The organism is Streptomyces zaomyceticus, assembly GCF_014656215.1.
In the GTDB taxonomy this organism is placed as follows: domain Bacteria; phylum Actinomycetota; class Actinomycetes; order Streptomycetales; family Streptomycetaceae; genus Streptomyces; species Streptomyces zaomyceticus.
The window spans coordinates 18,569-33,877 of the sequence record NZ_BNBZ01000051.1 but is presented as its reverse complement, the minus strand read 5'-3'; the positions used below and the strand labels follow the sequence as shown (position 1 = coordinate 33,877).

Annotated in this window: 15 protein-coding genes; 8 read left to right on the top strand and 7 right to left on the bottom strand. The window is 73.8% G+C overall.

All coding sequences use genetic code 11. From position 1 onward, the window contains the following. On the bottom strand, nt 1-1,555 hold a 1,555-nt coding region (locus tag IE311_RS35135), incomplete at its 3' end, for an AfsR/SARP family transcriptional regulator (RefSeq protein WP_189835950.1). A 146-nt stretch (nt 1,556-1,701) separates the two neighbouring features. On the opposite strand from IE311_RS35135, the gene IE311_RS35130 reads away from it, so the two are divergent. After that, nucleotides 1,702-2,496: a site-2 protease family protein gene (locus tag IE311_RS35130; RefSeq protein WP_189835949.1), complete on the top strand. Its 795-nt coding sequence runs from the start codon at nt 1,702-1,704 to the stop codon at nt 2,494-2,496. A gap of 28 nt (nt 2,497-2,524) precedes the next feature. Here the strand turns inward: IE311_RS35130 and IE311_RS35125 are convergent, their stop codons facing one another. Continuing rightward, on the bottom strand, nt 2,525-2,773 hold the full coding sequence (locus IE311_RS35125) for a hypothetical protein (RefSeq protein WP_189835948.1): 249 nt from the start codon (nt 2,771-2,773) through the stop codon (nt 2,525-2,527). Nucleotides 2,774-2,925: 152 nt separating this feature from the next. Next, a complete protein-coding gene (npdG, locus tag IE311_RS35120; protein WP_189835947.1) occupies nt 2,926-3,663 on the bottom strand; it encodes an NADPH-dependent F420 reductase in 738 nt (245 codons plus the stop codon). A gap of 118 nt (nt 3,664-3,781) precedes the next feature. On the opposite strand from npdG, the gene IE311_RS35115 reads away from it, so the two are divergent. Both IE311_RS35115 and IE311_RS35110 read left to right on the top strand, forming a co-directional pair. Beyond that, on the top strand, nt 3,782-4,384 hold the full coding sequence (locus IE311_RS35115; RefSeq protein WP_189835946.1) for a hypothetical protein: 603 nt from the start codon (nt 3,782-3,784) through the stop codon (nt 4,382-4,384). A 118-nt stretch (nt 4,385-4,502) separates the two neighbouring features. Further along, a complete protein-coding gene (locus IE311_RS35110; protein ID WP_189835945.1) occupies nt 4,503-5,813 on the top strand; it encodes an MFS transporter in 1,311 nt (436 codons plus the stop codon). A gap of 63 nt (nt 5,814-5,876) precedes the next feature. On the opposite strand, the gene IE311_RS35105 is transcribed toward IE311_RS35110, so the two are convergent. Next, on the bottom strand, nt 5,877-6,107 hold the full coding sequence (locus IE311_RS35105) for a hypothetical protein (RefSeq protein WP_189835944.1): 231 nt from the start codon (nt 6,105-6,107) through the stop codon (nt 5,877-5,879). Between the two features lie 62 nt (nt 6,108-6,169). Here IE311_RS35105 and map point away from each other — a divergent pair, with 62 nt between their 5' ends. Both map and IE311_RS35095 read left to right on the top strand, forming a co-directional pair. Then, nucleotides 6,170-7,027: a type I methionyl aminopeptidase gene (gene map / locus IE311_RS35100; protein WP_189835943.1), complete on the top strand. Its 858-nt coding sequence runs from the start codon at nt 6,170-6,172 to the stop codon at nt 7,025-7,027. A gap of 114 nt (nt 7,028-7,141) precedes the next feature. Beyond that, entirely contained in the window at nt 7,142-7,792 is a 651-nt protein-coding gene (locus tag IE311_RS35095; RefSeq protein ID WP_189835942.1) for a biliverdin-producing heme oxygenase, read from the top strand. Here the strand turns inward: IE311_RS35095 and IE311_RS35090 are convergent. The 3 genes from IE311_RS35090 to IE311_RS35080 all read right to left on the bottom strand — a co-directional run bounded on the left by IE311_RS35090 (nt 7,782) and on the right by IE311_RS35080 (nt 11,920). Continuing rightward, nucleotides 7,782-8,462 (bottom strand): PhzF family phenazine biosynthesis protein, encoded by a 681-nt coding sequence (locus tag IE311_RS35090; protein ID WP_189835941.1) that lies wholly within the window; start codon nt 8,460-8,462, stop codon nt 7,782-7,784. The two genes, IE311_RS35095 and IE311_RS35090, sit on opposite strands and share 11 nt — an antisense overlap. 83 nt (nt 8,463-8,545) lie before the next feature. Beyond that, nucleotides 8,546-10,390 (bottom strand): HtaA domain-containing protein, encoded by a 1,845-nt coding sequence (locus IE311_RS35085; protein ID WP_189835940.1) that lies wholly within the window; start codon nt 10,388-10,390, stop codon nt 8,546-8,548. An 87-nt stretch (nt 10,391-10,477) separates the two neighbouring features. After that, a complete protein-coding gene (locus tag IE311_RS35080) occupies nt 10,478-11,920 on the bottom strand; it encodes an HtaA domain-containing protein (RefSeq protein ID WP_189835939.1) in 1,443 nt (480 codons plus the stop codon). Nucleotides 11,921-12,057: 137 nt separating this feature from the next. Here IE311_RS35080 and IE311_RS35075 point away from each other — a divergent pair, with 137 nt between their 5' ends. The 3 genes from IE311_RS35075 (at nt 12,058) to IE311_RS35065 (ending at nt 15,163) form a co-directional block, all read left to right on the top strand. Next, nucleotides 12,058-13,074 (top strand): heme/hemin ABC transporter substrate-binding protein, encoded by a 1,017-nt coding sequence (locus tag IE311_RS35075; protein ID WP_229902361.1) that lies wholly within the window; start codon nt 12,058-12,060, stop codon nt 13,072-13,074. A 107-nt stretch (nt 13,075-13,181) separates the two neighbouring features. Then, nucleotides 13,182-14,255 carry a FecCD family ABC transporter permease gene (locus IE311_RS35070; RefSeq protein ID WP_189835953.1) on the top strand — a complete coding sequence of 358 codons (1,074 nt, stop codon included), beginning with the start codon at nt 13,182-13,184 and terminating at the stop codon, nt 14,253-14,255. Continuing rightward, nucleotides 14,252-15,163 (top strand): heme ABC transporter ATP-binding protein, encoded by a 912-nt coding sequence (locus IE311_RS35065; RefSeq protein WP_229902360.1) that lies wholly within the window; start codon nt 14,252-14,254, stop codon nt 15,161-15,163. Before IE311_RS35070 ends, IE311_RS35065 begins: the two co-directional genes overlap by 4 nt. The last annotated feature ends 146 nt before the right edge of the window (nt 15,164-15,309 follow it).

The window sequence follows — 15,309 nt, the reverse complement described above, 5'->3', positions numbered from 1 at the left end:
GCGGCAGACCGTCCAGACGCCGACAGATCTCCTCCGCCGCCCCCGGATCCTCACCCACCACGAACCCCGGACGCGCCGCCGCACCCCGCTCCCCCAACAACCGCAACGCCGTCCCCGCCGCCAACGGACCCAACGGCCGCACCACCTCCCCCGGCACCCCCAACGGCTCCCGGCTCGTCGCGAGGACCCGCAGGTCGGGGCAGCGGGCGAGCAGGGTCTCGGCCAGCTCGGCGGCGGCGGCCACGACGTGCTCGCAGTTGTCGAGAAGCAGCAGCATGTGGCGTCCCGCGCAGTGCTCGACGAGCCGGGCGAGCGGGTCGTCCCCGGCCCGCAGCTCCTCGGCTCCCGCACCGCGCAGGACGGTCTCGCGGGCGCCGACGGCCGCGAGGACGGCCTCGGGGACGGCTGCCGGGTCGGTGACGGGCGCGAGTTCGGCGACCCAGACACCGCCGGGCCAGGCCTCGGCCCCGCGCTCGGCGGCCTCCTGCGAGAGCCGGGTCTTCCCGGCGCCACCGGGCCCGAGCAGGGTGACGAGCCGGGCGGCCGCCAGGTCCTCCTGGAGGACGGCGATCTCCTCGTCACGACCGACGAAGCTGGTGAGCCGCGCGCGCAGGTTGCCCCGGACGGCGCTCGCCGTCCTCTCCGCCCCTGCCGGCTTCTCCGCCGCCTCGGACTCCTCGGGCTTCTCGGGCTTCTCGGGCTTCTCGGGCTTCTCGGGCTTCCGCGGCTTCTCGCGCTTCTCCTGCCCGTCGTACTTCCCCGGCCTGTCCGGCCTCGCCGTGGGCGTCGTCGACGGCCCGGGCGTGTGCCCCGGCCCGGCCGTCCCCGGCCCCGGCCCCGCGAGCAGCTCCGCGTGGAGGGCCCGCAGGGCCGGCGACGGATCCGTGCCGAGGCGGGTGGCGAGGGCGCGCCGGACCGCCTCGTACGCGGCCAGGGCCTCGGCCGCCCGGCCGGTGTCCCGCAGGGCACGGATCCGCAGGGCCTGAAGCGGCTCGTCCAAGGGGCGGGCGGCGCAGAGGGCGGTCACTTCGAGGAGGGCCTCGGACGCCTCTCCGAGCCCGAGTGCCGCGTCGAGCCTCGCCCGTCGGGCGTCGAGGCGGCGGGCCTCCCAGCGGGCGGCCTCCGCCTCCCGGTCGGGGAGATCGGCCAGGGCGGGCCCCCGCCAGAGCCCGAGGGCCTCGTCGAGCAGGTCGGCGGCCCGGGCCGGGTCCCCGGCCCCGAGCGCCGCCACGCCCTCGGCGGCGAGCCGTTCGAAGCGGCGGGTGTCCACGTCCTCGGGCCGGGCGTCGAGCCGGTAGCCGCCGTCGGCGGAGATCACCCGGTCGCGGCCGAGGGCCTTGCGGAGCCGCCCGACGAGGGCCTGGAGCGCGGCGACGGCGTCGGCGGGCGGCTCGTCGCCGTGCCACACCTCGTCGACGAGGTCCGGTACGAGCACGGTCCGGCCCGCCCGGAGGGCGAGGACGGTGAGCAGCGCACGGACCCGCGGGCCGCCGACGGCCACGTCGGTTCCGTCGGGCGAGTGGGCGAGTGTCGGGCCGAGGACGGAGTAGCGCACGGGCCCATTCTCCGTGAGAGGGTCCCCGACTCCGGAACTCCCCCCGCCGCCCGGTACGTTTCCCGCACATCGGGCGCTCGCGTCAGGCCCTCACGACCCCGCCGTCAGGCGTCCCTTCAGCCCCGAGTCCCCTGGGAGTTTCCGCGATGACCACGGCCACCACCCGGCGTCACGAACGGCGGATCAGCCCCGTCTTCCTGGCGATCCTCGCCGTCATGGCCGTCACCGGCTGGGCGGTGTGGACGGACTTCGCCGCCTCGACCGGCCTGGCGATCTTCCTGTTCGTGACCTCGGCGTGGGTGGTGTCGCTCTGTCTGCACGAGTACGCGCACGCCCGTACGGCCCTGCACGGCGGGGACATCACGGTGGGCGCGAAGGGCTATCTGACCCTGAACCCGCTCGCGTACACCCATGCCGTCCTGAGCATCGTCCTGCCGGTGCTGTTCGTGATCATGGGCGGGATCGGCCTGCCCGGCGGCGCGGTCTTCATCGAGCAGGGCCGGATCAAGGGCCGCTGGAAGCACAGCCTGATCTCGGCGGCGGGCCCGCTGGCGAACGTGCTCTTCGCCGTGGTCTGCACGGCACCGTTCTGGCTGGACGCGCTCGACGGCGTGCCGCTCGCGTTCCGGTTCGCGCTGGCCTTCCTGGCGTTCCTCCAGGTGACCGCGGCGCTGCTGAACCTCCTGCCGGTGCCGGGGCTCGACGGGTACGGGGTGCTCGAGCCCTGGTTGTCGTACAAGGTGAAGCGGCAGATCGAGCCGTACGCGCCGTACGGCTTCTTCATCGTGATCGCGCTGCTGTTCGTGCCGGCGGTCAACACGGCCTTCTTCGACGCGATCGACGCGCTGCTGCAGTCCCTCGGGGTGCCGGACAGCTCCCGCTACTGCGGCTCGCAGCTGTTCCGGTTCTGGCAGGAGGCGCCGGAGTTCTGCCAGGTCTGAGCCGGGGCGTTCCGCCGGGTCCGGGCGGCTACGCCTCGGTGCCGGCGGCCGCGGCCGCCTTCTCGACCTTCGCGCGGCGGACGTAGTACCAGGCCATGTTGGAGGAGAGCCCGGCGATCAGAATCCAGACGACGCCGAGGAAGCTGCCCTCGACGAAGGAGACGACGGCCGCGGTGACGGCCAGGGCACAGACCACGAGGGCGAAGAGGGCGAGGCGGGGCATGGGGGTCGGCTCCTGTCCGGGTACGGCTGCTCGTGCCCGTCCAGTGTCCCCCATGCCCTGAAGCGTCCCGACTCCGGCTCGGCCGGACACGACGACCGGTTCGGGCCGCCGGTCCGGAGAGCCGGGTCGGACGGGTCGGCTCCGGGGGGCCGGATCGGATGTCGGTTCCGAGGGCCCGGATCGGATGCCGGTGACGCGGGCCCGGATCAGATGTCGGTGACGCGGAGGCCGGCGTGGGCCTTGTAGCGGCGGTTGACGGAGATCAGGTTGGCGACGAGCGACTCGACCTGGTGGGCGTTGCGCAGCCGGCCGGCGAAGACACCACGCATGCCCGGGATGCGGCCGGCGAGGGCCTGGACGAGCTCGACGTCGGCGCGCTCCTCGCCGAGGACCATCACGTCCGTGTCGATCTCCTCCAGCGAGGTGTCCTGGAGGAGGACGGCGGAGAGGTGGTGGAAGGCGGCGGCGACCCGGGAGTCCGGCAGCAGCGCGGCGGCCTGCTCGGCGGCGGAGCCCTCCTCCGGCTTGAGGGCGTAGGCGCCCTTCTTGTCGAAGCCGAGCGGGTTGACGCAGTCCACGACGAGCTTGCCGGCGAGTTCCTCGCGCAGGGACTCCAGGGTCTTGGCGTGGCCGTCCCACGGCACGGCGACGATCACGATGTCGCTGCGGCGGGCGCACTCGGCGTTGTCGGCGCCCTCGACGCCGTGGCCGATCTCCTCGGCGGCCTCCCGCGCGCGGTCGGCGGCGCGGGAGCCGAGGATCACCTTCTGGCCGGCCTTGGCGAGCCGGTAGGCGAGGCCGCGGCCCTGGTCGCCGGTGCCGCCGAGGACGCCGACGACGAGGCCGGAGACGTCGGGAAGGTCCCACGGATCCTTGGGCGCGGCCTTGGGCGCGGCGGGAGCGGTGGTGCCGGGGGTGCCGGTGGAGTCGCTGGAGGAAGTCATGGACCCGACATTACCGACCGGTCGGGGCGGCGCGCCGCCGGATGCCGGGGCTCCCGTACGGGTGGAACCCCGGCAACCGGCCGCGCGGGAGCCCCGGCCTGGTGCAGGATGCGGGCCCATGGATGCCGTACGGGTCGCGTTGCTGCGGGAAGTGCTCGCCGGGACGGAGTGGCCCCGGGCGGCTCGCCGGTTCGCGGGCGCGCTCCGGTCCTCGGTGGTCCCGCACCGGGGTGGGCTGCTCCTGGTCGGCACGGCGGAGTACGAGCCCTGGCACCTGGCGGCGCACCTGGTCGACGAGTCGGCCTGGTCGGGATTGCCCGAGCTGGCGCCGACGCTGGTGCGCCACCGGGTGCGGCCGGGCGATCCGGCGCACCTGGCCGTCGGCCTCGGCCGTCTCGAGGCGGCGGGGCGCGGGGCGACGCTGCTGATGGTGGCGCCGGAGCGGCCGGACGGGGGGCTGCTCCAGCGGGTGCACGACGCCCGCCGTGCCGGGGCGACGGTGCTCTCGCTCGACGGGGGCGACGAGGAGGTGCGGGGGCTCGCGCACGAGACGCTCACGGTCGCGGAGGGGGCGGAGGTGGACCTGGACACGGTGCAGCACCTGGTGAGCGCGGCGGCCGGGGAGAACAGCCTGCCGTCCCCACGCGGACGCCGGCGCTTCCGGGACCGCCTCTCGGACCTGGCGGACCGTCTGACGGCCCCACCGCCGTCCCGCTGGTAGCGCGGCGCGGCACAGCACGGCACGGCACCCACGGTGACGGTCGGCCGGTGGCGCAGAGCTCGAGGTCCACCGGATATTCGGTTGCCTCGGGCATCTCTTCGACGGAGCATGGCCTCTCGTGTCCCCTGCGCTCGCGAAACTCTCCGCCCTGCTGCCCGATCTGGCGCCGTGGCGCGCGTCGCGCGACTTCCGGCTCCTCTGGGTTCAGGGGCTCGTCACCTACTTCAGCAGCGCGATGGCGATGATCGCCCTGCCCCTGCAGATCAAGGAGATGACGGGTTCGCCGCTCGCCGTCGGCGCGATGGGCGCGGTCGAGCTGGTGCCCCTGGTGGTGTTCGGGCTGTACGGCGGGGCGCTCGCCGACGCGGTCGACCGGCGGAAGGTGATCCTCGCGACCGAGGCGGGTCTCGGGCTGCTCGCCCTGATCCTGCTGGTCAACGCACTGCTCCCGGAGCCGATGCTCTGGCCGCTGTACGTGGTGGCCGCCGGCGTCTCGGCGCTCGCGGGCCTCCAGCGCCCGGCCCTGGACTCGCTCCTCGCCCGGATCGTGCCGCACGAGCACCAGACGGCCGCGGCCGCGCTGAACTCGCTGCGCTGGCAGATGGGCGCGATCGCCGGCCCGGCGCTCGCGGGCCTGGTCGTGGCGTACGCCGGACACGCGCCCGCGTACGGGGTGACGATCGCCGGTTTCGCCGCCTCGGTGCTGCTGTGCCGCCGCCTCTCCCCCGCACCGCCCGCGCACGACGCCGAGAAGCCCTCCCTGCGGGGCATCGCGGAGGGAGCCCGGTACGCCTGGTCGCGCCCGGTGCTGCTCGGCACGTACGCGATCGACCTCGCGGCGATGTTCTTCGCCTTCCCGAACACGATCTTCCCGTTCCTCGCGGACGAGCTGGACGCGGACTGGTCGCTCGGTCTGATGTACGCGGCGGGTTCGCTCGGTTCGCTGGTGCTGGGCATGACCAGCGGCTGGACGTCGAAGGTGCGACGGCACGGGCTGCTCGTCGTCGCGGGCGCCACCGGCTGGGGCCTGGCCATCGCGGCGGCAGGCTGGTTCGGGAACATCTGGCTCGTCCTGCTCTGCCTGGCCTTCGCCGGGGCGGGCGACATGCTGAGCGGCCTGGGCCGCTCGACGATCTGGAACCAGACGATCCCGGAGGAGCTGCGTGGCCGGCTCGCCGGCATCGAGGTGCTCTCCTACAGCGTCGGTCCGCAGCTCGGCCAGGTCAGGGCGGGCGCGATGGCGGGCTGGACCGGCACCCGGTCGGCGATCTGGACGGGCGGGGTCGCCTGCGTCGCCTCGGTGGGGCTGCTCTGCCTCGCGCTGCCGAAGCTCCTCACGTACGACTCCGAGACCGACGAGGACTCGCTGCGCCGCAAGGCCCAGCAGGATGCCGCGCGGGGCGCCGCCGCCCCGCAGGAGACGGTGTAGGGAACCCGGCGCGGGACAGTGCGGCCGGGACCGTCCGAACGGTCCCGGCCGCACTCCCGTGACCTAGTCGGGGTTCTCCTCGGTCCGGCTGCTGTCGTGCCAGCGCGGGTCGGTCTCCCACTCCAGGTTCCGCTCACGGGCGGTCTCCATCGCGTGGGAGGCCTCCTCACGGGTGGCGTACGGGCCGAAGCGGTTCTTCGCCGGGCAATCGGGGCCCTCTTCGACCTTCTTGTGCTCCAGGCAGTAGTACCACTCGCCCGGTTTGCCCGCGGTGCGCTTCTTGAACAGGGCCATCGTCGTCGGCTCCTTCCCTTGGGACCATGCTGCCCCAAGACCCGGTCGTTAGACTCGCTGGCATGTCTGGCCAGTCGCTTCTCGTCCCGGGGGAGCTCTCCCCCCATCGCTCCGTTCCGGGCTCCATCCGCCGCCCCGAGTACGTCGGGAAGCCCGCCCCGACCCCGTACAGCGGGCCCGAGGTGCAGGATTCCGACACCGTCGAACGGATGCGGATCGCCGGCCGCATCGCCGCTCAGGCGATGGAGGAGGCCGCCAAGCACATCGCTCCCGGTGTCACCACCGACGAGCTCGACCGCGTCGCGCACGAGTTCATGTGCGACCACGGCGCGTATCCCTCCACCCTCGGCTACCGCGGGTTCCCGAAGTCCCTGTGCGCCTCGATCAACGAGGTCATCTGCCACGGGATCCCGGACTCCACCGTCCTGCGCGACGGCGACATCGTGAACCTCGACGTCACGGCGTACATCAACGGTGTCCACGGCGACAACAACGCCACCTACCTCTGCGGTGACGTCGACGAGGAGTCGCGGCTGCTCGTGGAGCGGACCCGGGAGTCCCTGAACCGGGCGATCAAGGCGGTCAGGCCGGGCCGCCAGATCAACATCATCGGGCGGGTCATCGAGTCGTACGCCAAGCGCTTCGGCTATGGCGTCGTCCGTGACTTCACCGGTCACGGCATCAACTCGTCCTTCCACTCCGGCCTGATCGTCCCGCACTACGACTCGCCCCACCACACCACCGAGATCAAGACCGGCATGACCTTCACCATCGAGCCGATGCTGACGCTCGGCACCCACGACTACGACATGTGGGACGACGGCTGGACCGTGGTGACCAAGGACCGCAAGCGGACGGCGCAGTTCGAGCACACCTTGGTCGTGACCGAGAACGGGGCCGAGATCCTCACGTTGCCCTGACCCCTCGGCGGGGTAGCTCTTTACCGACAGGACGTCGGGAACCAGTTGACTTAGGTAAGCCTAACTTGGCAGGATCGTCACTGGTTCCCGTCCCATCGGTCTCGGAGGCACGCCTTGGACACGCCCTTCTCCACGCTCATCCGTACGGCTTCGCACGAGCAGCACACGGAGGCGGAGACCTCGTCCTTCATGGGCGACCTCCTCGGCGGGCGCCTGGCGGTCGACGCCTACGCGCGCTACACCGAGCAGCTCTGGGTCGTGTACCGGGCCCTGGAGGAGGGTGCGGAGGCACTGCGCGAGGACCCGGTCGCCGGGCCGTTCATACAGCGCGAGCTGTTCCGCACGGCCGCGCTGGAGCAGGACCTGGCCCATCTGCGGGGCCCCGACTGGCGCGCCGGGGTCTCCCCGCTGCCCGCCACCGTGGCGTACGCCGAGCGGGTCGCCGAGTGCGCCCGTGACTGGCCCGCCGGGTACGTGGCCCACCACTACACGCGCTACCTGGGCGACCTGTCGGGCGGTCAGATCATCCGCGACAAGGCGGAGCGCACCTGGGGCTTCACGCGCAAGGGCGACGGCGTCCGCTTCTACGTCTTCGAGGAGATCTCCAACCCGGCCGCTTTCAAGCGGACGTACCGGGAGCTGCTCGACGCGGTGAACGCGGACGACCTGGAGAAGCAGCGGATCGTCGACGAGTGCAAGCGGGCGTTCGCCTTCAACAGCGCGGTCTTCCACCAGCTGGGCGGCGAGTTCCCGCTCAGCGCGTGAGGATTCCCTCCAGGCGGACCCGTCCGCCGAGTTCCACGATGCCGTCAGGGCCGGGGGCAGTGAGCAACTGCGAACCCCGGCCCTGCGTGATGTTCAGGGCCCGTCCCAGCTCCGCCGTGAGCAGCAGGGCCGCCGCGCCGGTGGCCTCGTCCTCGTCGATGCCGTCGCCCCGCCCCGGGAACCCCCGCGCCCTGATCCGGCCCGCGGCCTCCTCCTCCCAGGCCCAGGCGTAGATCCACTCGCCCGGCTCGGGCACGGGGAGGGCCTCCACCTCGGCGGCGGAGCCGTACTGCCGCAGGGTCCGCGGCGGCGCCCACTCGGCACGCGCCTCGATCCAGGTGAACTCCCCGTCGCCGCGCACCCACACCTCGCCGGCGGGCGGGTGGACGACCTCCAGGTCGAGCAGCCAGGCGGCGCCGACGAGCGGGTGTCCGGCGAACGGCAGCCGTACGCCGGGGGTGTAGATGTCGACGATCCCGCGCTCCACGTCGTCCACGAACACGGTCTCGCTGAACCCGAGCTCCTTGGCGAGCGCCTGCCGGGAGGCCTCGTCGGGGTGGGTACGTGCGTCCCGTACGACTCCGAGGGCATTGCCGTAACGGCCGTCGCCCGAGCAGAAGACCCGGAGGACGTCGATGTCGGTGGCGGCGCTGGGCACGGTCGTGTTCATGACTGAAATTGAACCATTCCGCGGCACGCCGGCAGGGCCGCACCCGGGAATCGGGGGCGGCCCTGCCTGGTGGGGCCGGTGGGTCAGGACTCCTTCGCGCGGCGGCGCACCGCGACGACGACGGCGGCGCCGGCCGCGGCGGTCAGGGCGGAGGTGGTGAGCAGGAGGGTGGTGGGGACGCCCGCGCCGGTCGCCGCGAGGGAGCCGCCGCCCGTGAGGGACGAGCCACCGGTGGTGCCGGAGCCGCCGACCGTACCGGCACCGCCGGCCGTGCCGCCGCCGACGGTTCCGCCGCCACCGACCGTACCGCCGCCCGTCGTGGACGAGCCGTCGCCGCCGGAGGTGCCCGAGCCTCCGGTGCCACCGGAGGTCCCGGCGGAGCCGGAGCCGCCGGACGTGCCGGTGCCGCCGGTGGCCGGGGGCAGCGTGGCGCCGTCGTCGTACGAGAGGCTCACCGTCAGCGCGTCCAGGGCGGTACCTGCCGGGTAGCCGCCGCGGCCGCCGGGGGCGGAGAACGTGGCCGAGCCGGCCTCCGTCAGCGTCGCGGGGACGTTCGCGAGCGTGACGACCCGGTCCTTCGCGGACCAGTCGGACTTCGACAGGTCGAGGGAGGCGAGCGCCACGTCCTTTCCGGCGCCCTGGGCGCTGGTGACATCGGCGAGCAGCGTGCCGGTGGTACCGGAGGCCTCGACCCTCAGGTCGCTGACGGTCCAGTCGATGCCGTGCGCGTTGCAGACGAAGGCGACCTTGCCCGAGAAGGAGGCGTCGAGCTTACGGGCGTCGGCGTCGAGGTCGGCCTTGACGAAGCCGAAGTCGTAGGCCGCGCCGTTCTTCTTCGCGCCCTCGGACGGGGTGACCGTGCCGCCGCAGATCTGAGCGACGTACCGCTGCCAGCTCTCCTTCACGCCCCAGGTCAGCCTGCCGTCGACGACGGCGGCCGGTCCGCCGGTCGGCTGCGCGGTCGTCGGGGCGGGGCTGGTCGGCGCCGTCGTGGTCGGGGCGGGACTCGTCGGCGCCGTCGTGGTCGGGGCCGGGCTCGTCGGATCGGTCGCGGTCGGCGTCGGGCTCGTCGGCGGCCCGGTGGTCGGGGGCGGCGTGGTGGGCGGCTCGGTGGTCGCGGGAGGAGTTGTGGGGGGCTCCGTGGTCACCGGCGGGGTCGTCGGGGGTTCGGTGGTCACCGGAGGGGTCGTCGGCGGCTCGGTCGTCACCGGAGGGGTCGTCGGCGGCTCCGTGGTCACCGGAGGGGTCGTCGGCGGCTCCGTGGTCGGCGGCGGGGTCGTCGGGCGGCTGCCCGCCTTCACCGTCAGGGTGGCCGCGTCGAGCGCGTCCCCCTCCTTGTAGAAGCCCGCGAACGCCGCCGCGCCGTCCTTCGTCAGCTTCGCCGGTATGTCCTTGAACACCATCGCGCCGCCCGCGCCCTGGCCGGGGCGGACGCCGGTCATGTCGAGCGCGGCGAAGGCGATGTCCTCGCGGGTGCTGAAGGAGCCGTCCTTCTCCTTGGTGACGACATCGGCGGTGATCTCGCCGGTCGGCGCCGCCGAACCCTTCGTCGCCAGCCTGACGTCCGAGATCAGGATGTCGAGAGCGCCCTCGTGGGCCTCGAAGTGGACGCCGCCCTTGAAGGACGTGGCCGTGCCGTGGGTGCTCATGTCGTACGTGCCGGTGCCGTCGACGAAGGTGAAGACACCGTTGTTCGCGGCCTGCTCGGCACCGCCCTGGACGGTGATCCGCCCGTGCGCGAAGGGCATCGCGAGGTAGGAGCGGAAGGACTGCTTGATGCCCCAGTCCAGCCTGCCGTCGACCAGCGTCATCGGGGGCGCGCCCTCGGCCGCCGCGGGCAGGGCGAGGACGACGGCTCCCGTCCCCAGGGCGGCTGCCGTGGCGACGGCGGCGGCCAGGGTGACGGAACGGCGCAAGGGGATGGCCATGACGGGGTTCTCCTAGGTGGGACGCGGGGCGGGGGCGCGAGGGGGTGCGCGCGGAGATACGGGGGGGGTGGGCTCGGGCCGTGGGGCTCAGGCCGTGGGCGGGCCGGTGCGGCGGCGTACGGCGGCGAAGACCGCGAGCGCGGCGACGAGCAGCACGCCCGCGCCGATCGCGACGTACGGGCCGGTGGAGGAAGAGGAGGATGATGAGGCCCCGGAGGCGGCGGGGGCGGGAGCCGGGGCCGCCGGGGCCGAAGGCGCGGCGGTGGACGGCGTGGGCTTGGCGTCGCTGCCGAGGTCCGGAAGCGCGGGCAGTTGTGCCTTCGCGTCGACGGTGACGGCCAGCGACACCGGGTCCATCGCGGTCCCGGCCCGGTACATCCCGCCGAAGGCCTTGGCGCCGCCCTCGGTGAGGGTGGCGGGGGCCTCGGTGACGACGGCGAGGCCGTTCTTCGGGGTGAGGTCGCGGGCGGTGAAGGTGACGAGGGGGACGGCCCGTTCGGTCTTCCCCGCGCTGGTGACGTCGGCGCCGAGGGTGCCGGTGCCGCCGGTGACCTTCACGGTGACCTTGCCGAGCGTCAGGTCGAGGTGGGCGCCGGTGAAGCGGACGCTGCCCGCGAAGGCGGCGTCGAGGGTGCCCTTCCTCGGGTCGTACGTGCCCTTGCCGCTCGGGAAGCGGAAGAGCGCGCCGCCGTCCTGGGCGCCGTCGGCGAGGGTCCACCGGCCCTGGGAGATGGCGCCGGTGACGTACTCGCGGAAGGTGCGGCGCACGCCCCAGTCGACGGCCGCCGTGCGCAGGCTCCCGGTGGGCGAACCCGCCGTGGCCGACGGGGTGGTGGGCCCGGTGGTCGGCTTCGCGGTGGGCTCGACCGGCATGGTGGGCGCGGTGGTGGGCGTGGTCTTCCGCGGCGACCGGACGTCGACGGTGAGGCTGACGGGGTCGAGCGCGGCGCCGGCCGGGTAGTAGCCGGCGAAGGCCGTGGCGCCCTGCGAGGTGAGGGTGGCGGGCACGCCGGAGAGCGAGACGGGGCTGCCTCCGCCGCGCATGTCGATGCCGCCGAGCCGGAGCGTGGCGAGCGGCACCTGCGGGGTGGTGGTCACACGGCCGCTGCCCTTGGCCTTGCTCGCCATGTCGGCGTAGAGGGTGCCCTGTCCGTTCTGGATGCGGACCCGGGGACGGCTGATGGTGAGGTCCAGCTCGTGGGTGCCGTCCGCCTTGCGGTGGCCGGTGAAGTGGACGCCGCCGGAGAAGGCGGCTTCGAAGGCGCCGGTGGCCGGGTCGTACGAGCCCTGGGCGGAGTGGAAGCGGAACTGGCTGCCGCCGACCGTGGCGGCTCCGCCGGTGAGGCCCCAGTTGCCCTGGGCGATGGGTCCGGTGACATAGCTCTGGAAGGAGGTCTTGATGCCCCAGTCGAGCCGTCCGCCCTGCACCGTGCGGCTCTCCGCGTGGGCGGCGCCGGCCGGGACGAGAGCGGCGAGCAGGGTCGCGAACAGGGTCACGGCGAGCGCGCGGGCGGGTCTGGACAGCGGCATGGAACCCCTCCGAGGGCTGGCAAGTGAGGTAAGGCTAACCTAAACTATGCCGAGCCTCGGCCGGAATCCCCGGGACCGAAGTCGCTGAACCAGCACCACGGCAGTACGAAGCGGAACGAACGACAGGACGGTGTCCGGTGCGCAGAACTCGCCTCGCGGGAGCGCTGACAGCAGTGCTCGCCCTCGCCCTCGGGGCGACCGGCTGCGGTGACGGAGGCGGCGGGAAGGGAAGCGGAAGCGGTGCGGGTCCCGCGCGCGGCGCCGCGTCCGCCGCCGACCGGGTCGAGCCGCTCGCCGCCCCGGCCGCGCCCCGACTGCCCGTCACCGTCCCCTCCGCCGACGGACACCCGGTCACCATCACCTCCACCGAGCGGATCGTGCCGCTCAGCGGCTCGCTCAACGAGATCGTCTTCACCCTCGGCCTCGGCGGGAAGGTGGTCGCCCGGGACATCACGGCCACCTTCGAACAGGCGGAGAAACTCCCGGTGGTGACCCGCGCCCACGACGTCTCCGCCGAGAGCGTGCTCTCCCTCCGGCCCACCGTCGTCCTCGCCGAGAGCACCACCGGCCCGGCCGAGGCCGTCGCCCAGATCCGGGACGCGGGCATCCCGCTCGTCGTGGTGAAGCCCGCCAAGGCGCTCGCCGACGTCGGGGCCCGGATCGACGCGGTCGCCGACGCCCTCGGCGTACCGGACTCCGGGACCGCGCTCAGGAAGCGCACGCAGGAGCGGATCGACGCCGTACGGAAGGGGATTCCGGCCCGCGAGGAGAAGCCGCGGGTGGCCTTCCTGTACGTGCGCGGCACCGCCGCCGTCTATCTGCTCGGCGGCGCCGAGTCCGGCGCGAGCTCCCTGCTCGAAGCCGCCGGGGCGGTCGACGCGGGCAAGGAGTCCGGCCTGACCAAGGACTTCACCCCGATCACCAGCGAGGCACTGGCGAAGGCCGCGCCGGACGCGATCCTCGTCATGAGCAAGGGACTCGACTCCGTCGGCGGGATCGACGGCCTGGTGAAGATCCCGGGCGTCGCCGAGACCCCGGCCGGCGCCGACCGCCGGGTCGTCACCGTCGACGACGGCGTCCTCCTCAACTACGGGCCGCGCACCGACCAGGTGCTGAAGTCCCTGGTCGGCCAGTTGTACGGGGAGGACAGGTGACGGCGCTCCAGAAGCCCCCGAGGGAAGGGGAGACGGCCCCGTCGCCCGACCCGGCCGACACCACCGCCCCGACCCCTCCCGCCGACCCGGCCGACGACGCCTCCGTCGTGGCCTCCGCCTCCGCCTCCTCCGGCGCCGAGGCCGCCCCCCGCCGGCGTGCCGCCGCCCCCGTCCTCACCGCCTCCCTCCTCGGCGTCCTGCTCCTCCTCGCCCTGCTCTCCGCCGGGATCGGGGCGTACGAGATCCCGCTCGGCGACGTCCTCGCCTCGGTGCAGCACCGCATCGGGCTCGGCGGACACGCGCTCGACCGCACGGCGGAGAGCGTCCTGTGGAACATCCGGCTCCCCCGGGTCGTCCTCGCCGTCCTCGTCGGCGCCTCGCTCGGCTGCGCGGGCGCCCTGATGCAGGGCGTGTTCGGCAATCCGCTCGCCGAGCCGGGGGTCATCGGCATCTCCGCGGGCGCGGCCGTCGGCGCCGTCGGCGCGATCGCCCTCGGGCTCTCGTTCCTCGGCAACTGGACGGTGACGGTCTGCGCGTTCGTCGCCGGGCTCGCCACCGTGCTCCTCGTGTACGCGATGTCCCGCTCCGGCGGCCGTACGGAGGTGGTGACGCTGATCCTCACCGGTATCGCGGTGAACGCCTTCGCGGGCGCGCTCATCGGCCTCTTCATCTTCTTCGCCGACAACGCGCAGGTCACCCAGATCACCTTCTGGCAGCTCGGTTCGCTCGCCCAGGCCACCTGGCCCAAGGTGCTCGCCGTACTGCCGTGCGCGCTCCTCGGCCTCGCCGTCGCCCCCTTCTACGCCCGCCGGCTCGACCTGCTCGCGCTCGGCGAGCGTCCCGCCCGTCATCTGGGCGTGGACGTGGAGCGGCTGCGGGTCGCCCTGATCCTGGTGGTGGCGCTGCTCACGGCGGCGGCGGTCGCGGTGGCCGGGATCATCACCTTCGTCGGTCTGCTCGTCCCGCATCTGCTGCGGATGGCGAACGGCCCCGGCCACCGCTTCCTGGTACCGGGCAGTGCGCTCGGCGGTGCGGTCGTCCTCACCGCCGGGGACCTCGCGGCCCGTACGGCGGCGGCCCCGGCCGAGCTTCCCCTGGGCGTCCTCACCGCCCTCCTCGGCAGCCCGTTCTTCTTCTGGCTGCTGCGCAGGACCCGTCGCAGGCAAGGTGGTTGGGCATGACATCCGTACGGCTCCGGGGACTGCTCCCGATGCTCCCGAACCGGCGTACGCGCACGCTGCCCTCCCCCGCCGCCTCCGGCGAGGTGGTCGCGGAGGCGGCCGGGATCCGGATCGAGCGCGGCGGCCGGGCGGTGCTCGACGGCGTCGGGATCGAGGTGCGGGCCGGTGAGGTCCTCGCCCTGGTCGGACCCAACGGCGCCGGCAAGTCGACGCTGCTCGCCGCGCTGGCCGCCGATCTCGCGCCGAGCGAGGGGGAGGTGCGGATCGCGGGTCGGCCGGCGGACGGCTGGCCGGCCGGTGAACTCGCCCTGCGGCGGTCGGTGCTGCCGCAGGACGCCGCGCTCTCCTTCCCGTTCGCCGTCGCCGACGTGGTGCGGATGGGCCGGGCCCCGTGGGCGGGGACCGAGCGGGAGGACGAGGACGAGGCGGCCGTCGCCGAGGCGATGGCGGCCACCGAGGTGGGGGCCTTCGCCGAGCGCCCGTTCTCCGCGCTGTCGGGCGGCGAGCGGGCCCGGGTCGCGTTGGCCAGGGTCCTGGCCCAGCGGACCGGTCTGCTGCTGCTCGACGAGCCGACGGCGGCCCTGGACCTGCGTCACCAGGAACTGGTCCTGCGGGTCTGCCGGGAGCGGGCGGCGGCCGGGGACGCCGTGGTGGTCGTGCTGCACGACCTCGGGCTCGCGGCGGCGCACGCGGACCGGGTCGGGGTGCTGCACGACGGCCGGGTGGCGGTGGAGGGGCCGCCCGCGGAGGTTCTCGAGGAGGAGTTGCTGAGCCGGGTGTACCGGCAGCCGGTGGAGGTGTTCCCGCATCCGAGGACCGGCGTCCCTCTCGTCGTACCCCGACGGACCGAAGCGGGACGGGCGCGAGCGCGACGCGAGGCGGAAATCGGGACAATACCCCTCCCTTGACCGGGTCTTGACCTGGTCATGAGGACCTCATGAAGCCCTTGTGATCCTGCCGTGTCCGGTCCGCCGGATCTGAGAGCCGAATCACTGGACGGCCGGGTATGGCTGAGGTAAGCCTCGGTTAAGTTAGGTCCGCCTCAGTCCCCGTA